The organism is Pseudomonas sp. GW821-FHT07F01, assembly GCF_059418825.1.
Map to the genome: position 1 here is coordinate 165,038 of NZ_JBWKQO010000002.1, position 15,387 is coordinate 180,424.

Annotated in this window: 14 protein-coding genes, 1 tRNA gene and 1 pseudogene; 9 read left to right on the forward strand and 7 right to left on the reverse strand. The window is 56.8% G+C overall.

Annotated elements, in window-relative coordinates; translation table 11 throughout:
• Positions 1–288 precede the first annotated feature (288 nt).
• Positions 289–1,251: a bifunctional GNAT family N-acetyltransferase/nucleoside diphosphate kinase regulator gene (locus AC07R1_RS07060; RefSeq protein ID WP_077934284.1), complete on the forward strand. Its 963-nt coding sequence runs from the start codon at positions 289–291 to the stop codon at positions 1,249–1,251.
• A 145-nt stretch (positions 1,252–1,396) separates the two neighbouring features.
• On the opposite strand, the gene AC07R1_RS07065 is transcribed toward AC07R1_RS07060, so the two are convergent.
• From AC07R1_RS07065 to AC07R1_RS07075, 3 genes are all read right to left on the reverse strand, one after another.
• Positions 1,397–1,780: a hypothetical protein gene (locus AC07R1_RS07065; protein WP_011061741.1), complete on the reverse strand. Its 384-nt coding sequence runs from the start codon at positions 1,778–1,780 to the stop codon at positions 1,397–1,399.
• A 67-nt stretch (positions 1,781–1,847) separates the two neighbouring features.
• Positions 1,848–2,825 carry a carbon-nitrogen hydrolase family protein gene (locus tag AC07R1_RS07070; protein ID WP_053152175.1) on the reverse strand — a complete coding sequence of 326 codons (978 nt, stop codon included), beginning with the start codon at positions 2,823–2,825 and terminating at the stop codon, positions 1,848–1,850.
• 39 nt (positions 2,826–2,864) lie between these two features.
• Positions 2,865–4,301, reverse strand: a complete 1,437-nt coding sequence (locus AC07R1_RS07075) for a purine-cytosine permease family protein (RefSeq protein ID WP_072441521.1) — start codon at positions 4,299–4,301, stop codon at positions 2,865–2,867.
• A 278-nt stretch (positions 4,302–4,579) separates the two neighbouring features.
• Between AC07R1_RS07075 and AC07R1_RS07080 the strand changes: the two genes are divergently transcribed.
• Together AC07R1_RS07080 and AC07R1_RS07085 are read left to right on the forward strand one after the other, a co-directional pair.
• Positions 4,580–5,509, forward strand: a complete 930-nt coding sequence (locus AC07R1_RS07080; protein WP_072441518.1) for a LysR family transcriptional regulator — start codon at positions 4,580–4,582, stop codon at positions 5,507–5,509.
• A 1,047-nt stretch (positions 5,510–6,556) separates the two neighbouring features.
• Positions 6,557–7,621, forward strand: coding sequence for an acyltransferase family protein (locus tag AC07R1_RS07085; protein ID WP_495110328.1), 1,065 nt, complete (start codon positions 6,557–6,559; stop codon positions 7,619–7,621).
• A 226-nt stretch (positions 7,622–7,847) separates the two neighbouring features.
• Here AC07R1_RS07085 and AC07R1_RS07090 read toward each other — a convergent pair.
• The 3 genes and pseudogenes from AC07R1_RS07090 to AC07R1_RS07100 form a co-directional block, all read right to left on the reverse strand.
• Positions 7,848–8,141, reverse strand: a pseudogene (locus tag AC07R1_RS07090) (Y-family DNA polymerase); the annotation flags it as partial.
• Positions 8,134–8,559 (reverse strand): LexA family protein, encoded by a 426-nt coding sequence (locus AC07R1_RS07095; protein WP_495110329.1) that lies wholly within the window; start codon positions 8,557–8,559, stop codon positions 8,134–8,136. The pseudogene AC07R1_RS07090 and the gene AC07R1_RS07095, both read right to left, overlap by 8 nt.
• Positions 8,560–8,655: 96 nt before the next feature.
• Entirely contained in the window at positions 8,656–8,865 is a 210-nt protein-coding gene (locus tag AC07R1_RS07100) for a hypothetical protein (RefSeq protein WP_495110330.1), read from the reverse strand.
• Between the two features lie 82 nt (positions 8,866–8,947).
• On the opposite strand from AC07R1_RS07100, the gene AC07R1_RS07105 reads away from it, so the two are divergent.
• From AC07R1_RS07105 to AC07R1_RS07115, 3 genes are all read left to right on the forward strand, one after another.
• Positions 8,948–9,220: an SOS response-associated peptidase family protein gene (locus AC07R1_RS07105; protein ID WP_495110331.1), complete on the forward strand. Its 273-nt coding sequence runs from the start codon at positions 8,948–8,950 to the stop codon at positions 9,218–9,220.
• Between the two features lie 715 nt (positions 9,221–9,935).
• A complete protein-coding gene (locus AC07R1_RS07110) occupies positions 9,936–10,160 on the forward strand; it encodes a DUF4224 domain-containing protein (RefSeq protein ID WP_495110510.1) in 225 nt (74 codons plus the stop codon).
• Between the two features lie 3 nt (positions 10,161–10,163).
• Positions 10,164–11,228: a tyrosine-type recombinase/integrase gene (locus AC07R1_RS07115; protein WP_495110332.1), complete on the forward strand. Its 1,065-nt coding sequence runs from the start codon at positions 10,164–10,166 to the stop codon at positions 11,226–11,228.
• A 99-nt stretch (positions 11,229–11,327) separates the two neighbouring features.
• On the opposite strand, the gene AC07R1_RS07120 is transcribed toward AC07R1_RS07115, so the two are convergent.
• Positions 11,328–11,401: transfer RNA gene (locus AC07R1_RS07120), tRNA-Cys, on the reverse strand.
• Positions 11,402–11,806: 405 nt separating this feature from the next.
• Here AC07R1_RS07120 and AC07R1_RS07125 point away from each other — a divergent pair.
• The 3 genes from AC07R1_RS07125 to AC07R1_RS07135 all read left to right on the forward strand — a co-directional run bounded on the left by AC07R1_RS07125 (position 11,807) and on the right by AC07R1_RS07135 (position 15,335).
• Positions 11,807–12,907 (forward strand): polyamine ABC transporter substrate-binding protein, encoded by a 1,101-nt coding sequence (locus tag AC07R1_RS07125; protein ID WP_495110333.1) that lies wholly within the window; start codon positions 11,807–11,809, stop codon positions 12,905–12,907.
• Positions 12,908–12,960: 53 nt separating this feature from the next.
• On the forward strand, positions 12,961–14,379 hold the full coding sequence (locus AC07R1_RS07130; protein WP_011061747.1) for an aminotransferase: 1,419 nt from the start codon (positions 12,961–12,963) through the stop codon (positions 14,377–14,379).
• A 74-nt stretch (positions 14,380–14,453) separates the two neighbouring features.
• The gene (locus AC07R1_RS07135; protein WP_019094480.1) at positions 14,454–15,335 is read left to right on the forward strand and encodes a helix-turn-helix transcriptional regulator; all 882 of its coding nucleotides are present in this window, start codon (positions 14,454–14,456) and stop codon (positions 15,333–15,335) included.
• Positions 15,336–15,387: the final 52 nt, after the last annotated feature.

Sequence of the window (15,387 nt, forward strand, 5' to 3'; positions counted from 1 at the left end):
TTGGCCCGGCCGGGCATCTTTAGATTCACTGCGCTGAAACGCCGCCAGACGGGCCTTGGCGGGCCGAAACTCTCGAAACCGCCCCAAAAGCGGGTTCGGCCACATGATCCAAAGCACTGAAACTGTTACGCCCGGTCATGCCCGGACATCCACATACATTTGATGGAACAGCCTGCGGCGAATCTCTGGACCGGATCCTGGGGCAGAACGATGGTTTCCTCGAACACGCCGGGATGTTCGCCATTCCTCGCGGTATATCTTAAAATGCGCGGTTGCCGAAGAACCGTCATGACCATAGCCATGAAAGGCTTCCATTCTTTACAGATAAGTGTGGTCAAGATGAACAAGCCTTTCATTACACTGTGCCCTGAAATTACTCGGGCGCACGCGCTGACATTGATGGATTGGTTGGAGGATGAGCGCGTTACCTGCTTTCTGAGCGATTCGCGTCACGTCTCCCGCTCCATCGAACAAGTCATCGATCGGACTCAATTGCCGATCCTGACCCATCTATTCAACCGGGACGGCCGGTTCTTCATGGCCTATGACCGGCATGACGCCCCGGTGGGCTTTGTCCGTCTGGTCAAGACCGGCTCCAATTGCGAGATAGTCCTGGTCATCGGAGACAGCGACAAATGGGGCCGGAACCTGGGCGCCCGCACCATCCGCGAAGGCATGAAACTGGCCTTCCTCGACATGCGGGCCGAGAAGCTCATCGCCAAGATCCACCCGGACAACACGCGCTCGCTGAAAGCCTTTCAGCGCAGCGGCTTTGTGCTTGAAAGCGAAACGCCGACATTGAAATCATTTTCCATGACCGCCGAGCGCTATCTCCAGTTCTTGCGCAAAGGTACCGTTGTCGACTCCACCGAGATCTACATCACTGAAATCGACAAGGCCAGGCTCGAGAGCCTGATCGTGTTCGAGCAAGGCCCGACGATTGTTGAACTCGAACATGAGCTTGAGCGAGCCATTGTCGTCAAGCCCCAGCAGGTGGCGCGCAACGTCATCACGATGAACTCCAGGGCCTTGCTGCAACTGGACGACGAAGAGATCGAAGTGGCCTTGGTCTACCCTGAAGACGCGGACAGCACCGCAGGGAAGCATTCGGTGTATTCCGATATAGGCGCCGCCATCCTTGGCTATCAGGAGGGGGACACCATCGACTGGCGAATCTCTGATCGCACCCGCCGGATTGAAATCAGGAAAGTGCTTTACCAGCCGGAGGCTGCGGGGGATTTCCACCTGTAAGTGCGCCCTTTGCTTAGTGTTCGGCCATCAAGCGCGAGGATTCCCCAAAGGAGAGTGCCGCGCTTTTCGTGCTTGAGCGGCCCGCTGATTTGGTCAAATGCAGGAGGCGGTAGAACAGGTCTAGCCGGCTATCGGTGTTGATGACTCAACCAAAGATAAAATAAGCCGCCGCGGCGATCAGTCCGACACTCAACGAAACAAACGACACAAAAGACACCCATTGAAATGCCTTGGTGGTCTCCACCGTAGTGGAGAACGCCATGGGCACAAACGTCAGCGGATTGACCACGCCACCAAACATCACCAACGCAACGACCCAGTCGGGAAGCTGAGGATTGGCAAGCGCGGTGACCGCCATCACCGTCCCCATGATGATCCAGTCCAGATGCGCCTGCCGCACGCGCATCGGGTTGACCACACCTAGGGCACGGAGCTTGGCTGGGTAGTCGACGGAAGCCAGAACGGCAAAGCCGGAGAGCGCACCCAACATGATGGATAAGAGCGCTGTAGCCAAAAGTACATGAACCATGAGTTAGCCTTGATGATTCCGGGCCGGCCTATGCACGGCCACCCGGAATATAGGGTTGAGGAGATATTCAGTCGTCGCGCAGCGTTAAACCGGTACGTACGCGTCGATCAATCGAGAGCTCGAAGACATCCGGGCGCAAGTAATGACCTGCCACATCGAGGTCATGGTGCTGGGCATCGATCTGCGCAAGGTCGATGGTTGCCAGGACAATTCCAGGTTCCCCAAAGAGCGGTGCCGTCACCCAGGAACCATCTGGAGCGACCACACCAGATCCACCATTGAACAGTAAACGCTCCTCCAGTCCGTTGCCGCCAACCCCAAGGCGGTAAGCCGTCAGTAACTCGGCTGGCACATCAGCAACGTTCAGGTACTGGCCAGCGCAAAGCACAAAACAGCGCCCTTCGAAGGCATAGGAACGGGCAGCAACATGGTGCATTTCCGTCATGTCCGGCCATGCCGCCACATGAATCTGTTCGTCTTGTGCATGCAGGGCCTGGCGCGCCAGCGGGTGCCAGTGCTCCCAGCACACCAGCCCTCCCACGCGACCAACCGCGGTATCGACCACCCGTAGACCTGCGGCATCTCCGTTGGCCCATACCGTGCGTTCGGTGTGGGTCGGCGTCAGTTTGCGGTGCACATTCAAAATGGTCCCCTCCGGGCCAATAGTGACTAGAGAGTTGTAGAGCGAGCCGCCGTGGCGCCGGGAACGCTCGTTCATACCCATCACCACGGTGACTGCGTTAACACGCGCAGCCTCGCGAAGCACCGCAAGGTCATCGTCCATGTCGTCAGGCTGGCCAATAACCGGGCTGTCCGCCAGTAGCTTGGCGTACCAGAACTTGGCTTGCGCATCGTCCCAGCCCGCCATTCCAAATATCCATGCGGGGTAACAGCTCAACCACGTTTCCGGGAATACCACGAGTTGCGCCTCCTTGAGTGCAGCACTCTTGATATGTTCGGCTGCCAGGCGCATCGATTCGGCTCGATCAAGAAGAGCCGCAGGCATTTGCACAATAGCGACTGTTTTTTCGCATTTGCTGATCATCTAAAAACCTTTTTCTGATGGTCGTTTATCGGTGAGCGTTCAGCCGGCAATACCTTCAAGCACGAGCTGACTTTGGCGTTGCGCTGCGATCTCCGATGAGCGTTCGAGGTTGCGCGCCAACCCGAGATACAGGCCGCCGGAAATCAACAAGCCGGGGATGAATGCGATATCCGCACCGCCCAGTGCCGCAGCTACTGGGCCAACGAAAAACGGAAGCGAGAAGAACGGCACCATTGCGACAAAACCAACCAGATAGGCCAGTACACCTCGCCAGGCCCAACGGCCATATACGCCGTGCGGATTGAATATTTCGGCGATGGCGTATTCGCCTTTGCGAATCGCATAAAAGTCGACGAGGTTGACCGCCGTCCATGGGATGAGGAAGTACAGCATAAGCAGTACAAAGCCATTGAAGCTGGCCATATAGGCATCCGGTAACGCCAAAGCGATCACCAGTGACAGCAGGCCCACTACGCTCAGGCCGATCACTCTCACGCGGACACCGGGGCGTACTGGACGGAAGCCGTCCACCGCGCTGATTCCAGTTAGCATGGCGCCATAGCTATTTATGCCGGTGACCGACAACTGCGCGACGGCCCCCACCAACGCGACGAATATGCCAAAGCCAGGGAAGAAATAATTACCGGTTTGCACCAGCGAAACGATGCCATCGGCGCCCGGTATATAGCTGGACAACACCGCTCCCAGCGACATCAGCCATATCGCCGACGCAGTCGCGCCCAAATACGTCCAGAAGATCAGCCTGGGGCTGGACGAGTCTTGAGGCAGGTAGCGCGAATAATCGGAGACATACACCGAATAGCTGATGTTGTACCCAGCAGCAAGTGACAACTGCACGAGAAACGCAGTGGTGTTCCAACCCGAGTTCACCGGTATTGGAGCTGCCGCGGGCAATGCAGTAACAGCCATCAACGTCACGATGCCAAACACGGCAATTAGCAGATACGTGAGCCAACGTTGCACAAAGTGCAACAGGTCATATCCCACCAGTGCAATCACGATGCTGATCGCAATCAACATGGGGTACCAGAACCACGTCGAGCCCGGCAGAACCAGCTGTATGGCCTGAGTGACCAAAATGACGCCGAATACTATAAAACCGATGTAAACAAAGATGGTCGCCGCAAACGGCACAATGGCACCGCGGCTACCGAATTGCGCACGAGACTGAATCATCTGCGGCAAGCCCATCTTGGGGCCCTGGTTGGCGTGCAAGGCCATGAACACCGTGCCGAAGCCAGCACCTATTGCAATCGCCAGTACACTCCACATTATGCTGAGCCCCATGCTTGGCCCAACAAAGCCGACCATCATGGTGAGAAACACAAAGTTGCCGGTAAACCAGAACGGGCCTTGGTGCCAGACCTTCCCGTGCCGCTCTGCACGAGGCACATAATCGATTGAGCGAGCTTCAATGGCGGGCCTGCTCGATCCGCTACTTCGTTGAGTTGCCATACCGCACTCCGTAATCGTTATTTTTGTTCTGGGTGAAGTTTTGCTTGTGTGGGCCGCGGCAGTGGCTCCCCTCCCCGCAACACTGCCGACCAGCAGCACCGCGAGTATCGGAAGAAAAAAATGGCTGGTAAATCCTGCAGTACGGAACCTGACTTACTCGAAATCGCAACTAAAAAACGGCCTCTTTCGGTGCAGTTCAGTCGCATTGATTCGCAAGGTAAATTTGCTGGTATAAGGGCTGTCCCTATAGCGTTTGTGTCTCTACATCGGAGGTTTTGATGCTCACTAATCTCTCAGACGTGGATCTGCGCAAACTGCGCATCTTTTGCACCATCGTCGAGGCTGGAGGCTTCACTGCCGCGCAGGTACGCTTAAATACCAGCCTGCCTCGCTTGAGCACATTGGTGCGAGATCTGGAAATCCGCCTCGGCTACTCCCTCTGCCGTCGTGGCAAGAGCGGCTTTCAACTTTCCGAACAAGGCGCCCAAACTTATGCAGCGGCGCAGGAACTGTATGCTGATATCGACCGCTTTCATCGGCGGGTAGTCATGCTTAACGAAAAGTATCCAGAGTTCTTGCAGATAGGCAGCGTCGATAACCTGCTTTCGCTTGACCAGGCACCGCTGCCGCAGGCCCTCGCTTCCTTTCGCCTGGTTTCGCCCAGTACCCGCATCGACCTGCAGGTAATGCGTGCCGACGAGCTTGAGCAAGCCGTGCTCGAAGGGCGTCTGCACCTCGCCATCGGTTGTTTTAACCACCAGCTTTCAGGCCTGCATTACCAAGCTCTATTCGAGGAAGAACAAAACCTGTATTGCGGGCGGGGTCATCCTTTCTTTGCACGTCCCGACGAGCATTTTACGGACGAGGAGATCGGTGCCGCAGATTACGTAGACCGTGGCTACATGCTCGAAAGCCGCCGGCCGCACAAATTGCGCTTCGGCAACTCGGTAAGCGCTTTCTCCATGGAAGCCATTGCCACACTGATCGCTTCCGGCACCTGCATCGGCTACCTACCGACCCACTACGCCGATATCTGGGTAGCACGTGGCATGTTGCGTGTAATTGCACCGCAGCGGCTGAGGTATAACGCAGCATTTCACAGCATCACCCGACAAGGGCAAGTCCCGACAGAGTCACTGGCCAAGCTGATGCAAGCGTTGCAGGCCGCAAAGCACTCGGTGACATTGAAGTCGAGCACGCGAGCTTGAAAAATGACAAACAACCCCGTCCGTCGAAAGCACTTTTCCATAGCCTCGGCAAATGGCTGTCGCATACAGCGCCTTTCATCCGCTCATGATTATTTCCTCCACTTAAGTGGAGGACTGCAGAACAGTAATAAGTCCACGCAAAGCGGTACGTTGTGATCGGCTGCTTTTAACCGAAAGCGGTCGTTCCTAGGAACCTAGCTTGAATTCCGCTTTGACTAGGGCTCAAAGCAGCTCATCGCAAAACGGCAAGTGTATTAGCCAATCTCCACCATCAACTCGTACCCAATGGAGCGAAAGGACTTTGTCAGTTCGATGCTAAAAACAAACGAATTGCGGAAGCGATCGCCCAAATCCCAGGCAATAAAAAACCCCGTAGACGTTAATCTACGGGGTTTTCAAGGGTGGAGGCCGAGGTCGGAATCGAACCGGCGTAGGCGGATTTGCAATCCATATAAAACCTCCATGTTTTCAGTAGGTTAATGAGAAACCGGTTCCGCAAGTGCCCTACTCTAGCAAGACTGGAGCCCACGGCCTATGGGGGGCAAGATTTTGATTGCGGAACTGATTTCGCAAGCGCTTTCAGCCACGCCAAACCTAATTTTATGAGGTTGTGCAATGAAAAATAACTCAATGCCACCTCCGGGAATGCACCTGCTCAATCGATCCGACGATCACTGAACATACGTTCCTAGCACCCCATGCTCACACCTAAAAACTAATAACCTGTTGTTTTAAAATAAAAAATCCGATTAAAGACTGGCAAAATCTAGTCGTTTTTGTTGTTATGCAAACGAAAACTCACGGTTTTCAGCGGAGGTTTTGCGCATACCAGAGAAAACCGATTTTGCCTTTGGTCACTCCAGCAAGCCTCTCATCAGAGCCCATGATGGATTGGAACAAATCTCGTGGCATCCTCCCGCCGCCGGAGTGCTGCCGAGATTCAAAATTTCTGCTTTGTAAATTTTCCTGCATAATCCTGCCCCCCGCGTAACGGCTCCGATAATTTATCGGCCTGGCGGTGCCACCTTAGTTTATGGACTTTTGTAGATGGATATTCCCCCCGCGAGAGACGCCGGCTTGATAGACGCCAATGAGCACTCCGGAAATCTAGACTTCGTGAGGGCCCTCGCGGTTCTCATGGTCGTCGGTCGGCATCTTGCCTATTTCCTCGGATACACACATATCGGACCAGTACCCCTTCAATTTGTAGGAATATTCGGGGTGATGCTATTTTTTGTTCTGACGGCCAACGTTCTGATGTTTTCGCTAGATCGCATCTCGTCAAACGAGTCCAGTGCTATCTCACTGCATAAAGCATTTCTGATAAAGAGGGTATTCAGAATATATCCGCTAAGCATCTTCATTGTCTTGACAGGCTTCCTTGGCGTCGAAACGTTTGGAATGCCAGGATTTCAGGAGTTGAGCGCCACGGATCTTTTCGCCAATGTCCTACTGGTGCAGAACATTACCGGCGCACCAGATATTATTGGACCACTGTGGAGCCTCCCGCTTGAGGTGCAGATGTATCTGTTTCTTCCGGCGATATTCTTGTTTACATCAAATCAGCCGCCGTGGCGGGTCGTGTTGGTATACGCCGTATTTGTAGCTCTTGCGGTTACCTCCTATCTGGTTCCGCTGCCCAGCGTTTTCAAGTATGCCCCCTGGTTCATGCCAGGAGTGCTCGCGTACTGGATTGCCAAGCGCCAGCCTAAGAGGTCGCTGCCGTTCGCCATCATCCCCTTAGGACTTACCATTCTCGTTTGGGTTTACGGGATTCTAGGGCAGCGCTCGCAGACGATGGGTGCGATACCAATCTGTCTGATCGTTGGCGTTACGCTCCCCTTTGTTAAGGAATGCTCTCTTAAGGCGGTGGGTGCTGTCGCAAAATCTATAGCAAAGTATTCATACGGCGTATATTTGATCCATATGCCTGTTTTAACTATTGGCTTTATGCTTAATACTCATATCGCTGTGCAAATAGCCTTTTCTGTGGCTGGAACATGGGTTTTATCCGTATTCGCATATCGCTATATCGAAAGCCCCATGATCAGTATTGGAGCCTATGCCACCGGTACAAAACGTCCCGATATCCATAACTCTGCATCTACATAATGTTTTGGCGATAGTGCATTCAATATGCTTCGTCACCCGCTGTTGTCCTCACAAGCTCAAACGCTACGTGTTCGGCCCCCTAGGACGAGAACAACCTATGGCGCCGACAGTTACTTTGCCCTGGCGGGGCTGAGCCGCCAGACCGAAAGCTACCAGCGAGATCGAGTTGCTACACGCAAGTCGCCTACTTGATTTTTGAATTCTTCGGGGTAACGCGGGTTGCTCCTGGCACCATCGACTCAATCAGCGTCATCACCCTCTCGCTCATGTCGCCATAAAGCGCGTAGCTCGATGAAAACGAGGTGATGCCGTGCTGGCGAAGTTTCTGTTTGATCTGGAAATACGGCTCGCCCATCTTGATAAAGGGTTTGGCGTCGTAGCTGCGGGCGATGACACAGCCGTCATTGTTCGAAAGCACCACAATCGGAACCTTGGCCAGGTCCGGCCGGAACACCCGCTCGCAACTTGCATAAAAGCTGTTGCAGTCGATCAGGGCAAAAACAGGCAGAGCTTTAGACATGGCTGCGCACTGTGCTGGTAATCACACCCCATATAGAGAGCTCGTCGCCTTCCAGGACATACCGGGCTGGGTACTTGGGATTCTCAGACAGCAGAACTACTTCCTTGCCACGCTTGCATAGACGCTTGCAGACGGGATCATTGTTCAGCAGCGCGACGACGACATGGCCGTGGGCCGGCTCGAAAGAGCGGTCTACCACGGCCAGATCCCCTTCATAGATTCCGGCACCCTGCATGCTGTCACCGATGATCGACACCAGGTACACATGCGGAGCACGGATATTTAGAACCTCATCCAATGAGATATGCGCCTCGATATGGTCAGCCGCCGGCGATGGAAACCCGGCTGGGACCTGGAAGAGACACAGCGGCAGCTTCCGGCCGCCCTCGGCGATAGGGCCTAAAATTGAAAAGCTCATGACGCAGTCGCTCAATACTGTACGAATGTACAGTTAACTGCGAGAACGGCTTGCGGTCAATTTCCACGTAGGATTTATCTGACAGGCGGATTGATATCAGCCGAGCTCGTCAGCGTATCCAGCGTCGGCCTCTTCCATCAGCTCTTTCCACTCCCAATTGTCGATAACGCCCCGCGCCACCAGGTCATCAGCAAGGGCCAACCTGGCGTCGTAACGATCTTCAGGGGTACCGGCTAAAAACTCAGGGTCGTTGAACAGCGCGTACCACGCTTCAAGCTCGTTGATTTTTTGGATGTCGATTTTCATGACGATGCGCACCGGTCGGGGTCTACCGTATTGAAAACGGCCACGCCGGGCCGTTCAGTACTTCCGACATGTGGAGGCAGCGATGTGCGGACGCTTCGTGCAATACGAGGGGATGGCGGTCTACATGGAAGAGCTGAGCCCGCAGCTCAAGCTGTTCAGCGGTTACGACGCTCAACCGATCAACCGGTTCAACGTCGCACCTTCGACACGCGTGCAAGTGCTGCACGGCCAGGAGGACGGCCTGCATATAGATGCAGTCCATTGGGGATGGGCATCCTCTTGGGCGAAGGGAAAGCGGCCCGACCCGATCAATGCCCGGGTTGAGACCGTTACGCTGGCTATCGCAACGGCCTGAACGATGGCCACAAGGCAGGTATTGAAGAAGGCAAAGCGATTGAGCATGCAGACAGCACTGAAGCGATCAAGGAAGTTCAACTACAACTCGACCAGGCCCGAGCTCACTACAAAAAGCTCTACGGCCACTACGAACGCGCCCTGTCAGCAACAAAGCTGGGGGAGGCCGAGCGCCTGACGCTACTTGAAGCTGCTGAGACTTTGAGAATTGCAGCTGACACCTTCAGCGCCTTCCGGACAGGCAAAAAGCTGGAAAGGGATGCACGCGGACAACGCGACAAAGTCATCGCCATCACAACACTGCTGGAACATACCAAGCAGGAGAAAGCGGCATGACGCACTCACAGAGCAGCATCCAGGCTCAGACCGCTTTGCTCCGCCACGCCAGTGGTATCGACACGCTTGTAAAAAACAGTCTCTGCTGCGCAGCAGCAGCAGGCATTACTGCTCTTGCCCGCAGCAGCACCACTGAGGCACGTATACCCCACGAAAAGCTGCGCGGGGCAGCCACACCTGGAGCAGCGCTGAACGCTCAGAGCGGGCCGCCCGCGCAGCCTGTGGTGGGGTACCAGCACCAATTACAGATCCTCATGGGGGGTTGCGCCGCCCTGCTCATCATCCTCAGGACGGCGGTAGACAGCAATTCCCGCACCTTCCGCTTTATGCCTGTAGAGCCCAGCAATAGCTTGTCTCGCTCCCCAGAGAACGTCACGGCGATACGCAAGCTCAACCAAGATGAACTAGTCGCCATTACGGGCTATCAGATTCCTTCTCGACAAATCCAGTGGCTATCCAGCAATGGCTGGGAATATGTGCTGACCGGAGCCAGGCGCCCCATTGTCGGCAGGATCTATGCTCGCCTCAAACTGGCCGGAGTAAAGCCATCAACGACAAGTGCAGTGGCCGAGACTTGGTCACTCGACCTGTCGAAGGTGGGCTAAAAGATGCGCCATAGAACATTAGAAAACCGTGACCTGCCACCAAGGATGTTCAGGCGTACCCGAAAAAGAAAAAGCGGCAAGATCTGGGTCGGGTACTACTACTGCGGGCGCAATACCGAAGGGAAGCGTATCGAGATCCCCTTGGGCAGCGACCTCGATGAGGCAAGGATCGAATGGGCCAGGCTCGAGCGCACGGCGCCACCGAAACCTGCGCACCTGATGGGAGCCCTCTTTGACAAGTACGAAGCGAAAATCATCCCCGGGAAAAAGCCTCGGACTCAAAGCGATAACCTCAAGGAGCTCAAGCAACTTCGCAAAGCGTTCGAGACAGCACCCATCGAAGCGATCACGCCGCAGATCGTCGCTCAGTACCGCGATGCCCGCACCGCCAAGGTGCGAGCCAATCGGGAAATAGCCCTGCTCTCCCACGTGTTCACCATCGCCAGGGAATGGGGCATGACCGACAGGGCCAACCCGTGCTTCGGTGTGCGCCGTAATAAGGAAACGCCGAGAGATTACTACGCAGGAGATGTAGTCTGGGACGCCGTGTATGCCCAGGCAGCGCAGGAGTTGAAGGATGCCATGGATCTTGCGTACCTCACCGGCCAGCGGCCAGCAGACGTACTGAAAGCCGCCACTACGGACATGAGCGAAGGCTTTCTGCGGATTGGCCAGGGCAAGACTGAGAAACGCTTGCGGATCCTCCTGGAAGACGCCGGCAAACAATCAGATCTGTCTGTCTTCCTGGAGAAGCTAAAGGAACGACGGTTCCTGAATCGTATCAAGACCTCGGTACTGATCACCAACGCTTCAGGCTTGCGCATGAGCCAACAGATGCTGCGCAATCGCTGGGATGAAGCACGGGAAAAGGCCGCCATCAAAGCGGCTGCAGATGGAGATAGCGCTCTGGCAATCAGCATCCGGCAATTTCAGTTCAGGGACATTCGGCCAAAAGCCGCAAGCGAGATCGCACTGGAGCATGCCAGCAGACTGCTCGGCCACTCATCCGAGGAGATGACGCGCAAGGTCTACCGACGTGTCGGGGAGATAGTAAAACCCACGAAATAAGGAGGGGGTTGCGGAACACCTGACAAAAGTTGCGGAACACTTCATAAATATTAGGCAAGAAAAAAGCCCGTAGATCATTGATCTACGGGCTTTTTATAGTGGAGGCCGAGGTCGGAATCGAACCGGCGTAGGCGGATTTGCAATCCGCTGCATAACCATTTTGCTACTCGGCCCCAAATGCCCAATGCCTGAAACACAACACTGGACACGTACAAACTGGAACGGCTAACGAGATCAACTTCATCTCGTAACTCTTTGATTTCTAAAGAGTTTTTCCGTTTCCTCGCTGAGGAATGGTCGCAATTATGGACGTGTTTTCCATTCCTGGCAACTCCTATTCGAGATTTTTTCTGCCGGGCTGTTTCTACAGGTTTCCGGGCTGAGCCAATCCGTCGGGCGAACAGCCTGGTGTTCGCCAACGAGGCGGGATGATTGCACAAACCCATCCAGATAGCTGCCCCCTTCTGTGTTTGCCCACCTACCCGATCGGGTTATGGCGTGGGCCGGGGCGCTCGCGGACAGTTACGCCAACGGCTCGACCCGGGCTCCTTCCATCACGTTCAAGGCGGAATTGAAGTATGCGTACAGCTTTCCCTGCGATGTTTGGCGTGGTTCTGGCACTGACGGCGGCTTGGGCCCAGGCCGGTGAGCCCGGAGAAAAGACCCTGCGTTTGTACAACTGGTCGGACTATATCGGCGAGAACACCCTCGCCGGGTTCGAGAAGGCCACCGGGATCAAGGTGATCTACGACACCTTCGATTCCTATGAAACCGTCCAGGGCAAGCTGCTGCCGGGGCGCTCCGGCTACGACCTGGTGGTGCTCAACGCGGCCCTGGTGCCGCCCTTGATCAAGGCGCGGGTGTTCCAGCCGCTGAACAAGGCCTTGCTGCCCAGTTGGCAGAATCTCGACCCGCAGGTGCTCAAGAGCCTGGAAAGCTACGACCCGGGTGTGCAGTACTCGGCGCCCTACACCTGGGGCAGCAATGGCGTGACCTATAACGTCGACAAGGTCCGCGAGCGCATGCCGGACGCGCCCATCGGTTCTCTGGCCATGCTCTTCGATCCCAAGGTGGTGTCGCGCTTCGCCGATTGCGGGGTGACGCTGCAGGATTCGCCCACCGACATTCTGCCGCTGGTGCTGGCTTACCTGGGGCGCAATCCCAACAGCGCCGCCCCCGAGGATTTGAAAGCGGCGCAGGATGCCTTGATGGCGGTGCGCCCCTATATCCGCAAGTTCGACTCCACCAGCTACCTCAATGGCCTGGCCAATGGCGACCTGTGCGTCAGCGCCACCTGGTCCGGTGACTACGCCACGGCCCAGGCCAGGGCCAACGAGGCCGGGGCACCGGTCAAGCTCGACTATTTCATTCCCAGGGAAGGCTCGCTGATCTGGTTCGACGATTTCTATATCCCCGCCGACGCGCCGAACGTGGCCAGCGCCCATGCCTTTATCCAGTACCTGCTGCAACCTAAGGTCATGGCCGAAGTCAGCGACTACATCCGCTACGCCAACGCCAACCTCAAGTCCACACCACTGTTGAGCGCCGAGGTGCGGAACAACCCGGCGATCTACCCCGATGCCCAGACCCGCGAGCGGCTGTTCACCCAGAAGATCCAGACGCCCGCCAGCACCCGGCTGATCACCCGTACCTGGAACATGGTGAAGATCGGCAAGTGAGCCCCCCGAACCCACAGACTTTCCACCCCATATTGCTACCCGAGGTGAAGCCCATGGCTATCCAACCCGACGCCTTCTTCCAGCAGTTCGACGATTCGAAACTGGTGGCCGCCGACAAGGCACACTACATGCACGGCTTCCATATGTTCGACGAACACCGCGAGCAGGGGTCGTTGAATATCGCTGCCGGCGACGGCGCCTACATCTATGACACCGCCGGCACCCGCTACCTGGATGCCGTAGGCGGCATGTGGTGCACCAACATCGGCCTGGGCCGCGAGGAAATGGCCGAGGCCATCGCCGACCAGGTGCGGCAACTGGCCTACTCCAACCCGTTCTGCGACATGGCCAATGTCAGCGCCATCGAGCTTTGCCAAAAGCTGGCAAGCCTGGCCCCAGGGGACCTGAATCACGTGTTCCTGACCACCGGCGGCTCCACCGCGGTGGACACTGCCTACCGCCTGGTGCAGTTCTATCAGAACAGTCGCGGCAAGCATGAGAAGAAGCACGTGATCTCGCGGCACAACGCGTACCACGGCTCCACCTTCCTGACCATGTCCATCGGTAACAAGGCCGCTGACCGAGCGCCTGAATTCGACTTCATGAGCGACCTGTTTCACCACATCTCCTGCCCCAACTACTACCGGGCGCCGGCCGGCATGAGCGAAGCGGACTTCCTCGAGTTCCTGGTAGCGGAATTCGAAGACAAGATCCTCACCCTGGGCCCGGACAAGGTGGCGGCGTTCTTCGCCGAACCCATCATGGGCTCCGGTGGGGTAATCATTCCTCCCGAGGGTTATCACCGGCGCATGTGGGAAATCTGCCAGCGCTACGACCTGCTGTATGTCGCCGACGAAGTGGTGACCTCCTTCGGCCGCCTGGGTGCTTTCTTCGCCTCCGAGGAAGTGTTCGGCATGCAGCCGGACATCATCACCACTGCCAAGGGCCTGACCTCGGGCTACCTGCCCCTGGGCGCGTGCATTTTCTCCGAGCGCATCTGGCAGGTCATCGGCGAGCCGGGCAAGGGTCGCTGCTTCACCCACGGTTTCACCTACAGCGGGCACCCGGTGAGTTGCGTCGCGGCGTTGAAGAACATCGAGATCATCGAGCGGGAAAACCTGCTGGCCCATGTCGAAGAGGTCGGCGTCTATATGGAGCAGCGCCTGCAGACCCTGGCCGAACTGCCCCTTGTGGGCAGCGTGCGCTGCAAGCGGCTGATGGCCTGCGTCGAATTCGTCGCCGACAAACGCACCAAGGCGCTGCTGCCCGACGGGCTGAACATCGCCGAGCGCATCCATCTGCGGGCCCAGGCCAAAGGCTTGTTGGTGCGCCCCATCGGCCATCTCAATGTGATGTCGCCCCCCTTGATCATCACTCGCCAGCAGATCGACGAAATAGTCGCCACCTTGCGCGACTGCATCCTCGAAGCCGCCGCCGAACTGCGCCAGAACGGCCAGTACCTGGGCCAATGACCCCTAGCCGCTGGCAGCGCGAATATCGGCCCGGGGTCTTACCGGGCCTGCGCCCGACCGTTAGACTGCCGGGCATGAGCGCACCAGCAAACACTTCTACCGCCCCCCTCAGCCTCCCTGCCCTGCAGGCCTGGCACGCCTGCCTGGCCCAGGCCTTCGGCAGCGTGGACGATGGCACTTTCCTGCAGCACCTGGCGACGGCGCTAAACGCCCTGACGCCCATCGAATCGATGATGATCAGCCTGGAGCGCAAGGGCCTGCCACCGCAATTGCTGCATGAACGGGGCATAGTCGGCGCCTACCGCGACGAGATCATCAACCGCTACTTTTCCCGCGGTTATCTGCTGGATCCGTTCTGCCTGGCGGTGGAAAACGGCCTGGCCGAAGGTTTCTATCACCTGTCGGAAATCGCCCCGGACGACTTCTTCAGCAGCGAGTACTACAAGACCTACTACCTCAAGACCGGGGGCGCGGAAGACAGTTACTACATCGTCGACCTCGATCCCCAGAGCAAGATTTCCCTGTGCATGTTCCAGGGCCTGAGCGGCGAGCGCTTCGCCAGCGAACCCCTGGCGCTGCTGCGGGCGGTGGAACCGCTGGTGCGCGAGCTGATCCGCCGTTTCGGCGGTAGCGGCCTGCAACCGCTGTTGCGCCAGGCCAGTCAGGACGCGCTGCCCGCCCCGGCACCGGCCAACTTCAACCAGCAGATCGAAGCGGCGTTCATGAGCTTTGGCCAGCCACTGCTGACGGTTCGCGAGCGCGAAATTGCCCACCTGATCCTGCGGGGGCACTCGGTAAAATCCACGGCCAAGGTGCTGGAGATTTCCCCGGAAACCGTGCGCATGCACCGCAAGAACCTCTACACCAAGCTGACCATCAACTCCCAGGCCGAGCTGTTCGCGCTATTCATCGACTGGCTGACCCAGCCCCCACCCACCAGCCAAAGCCCCCTGTAGGAGCGAGCGTGCTCGCGATGCACTCAAAAACGCCGCGGTCACTGAGTGAACG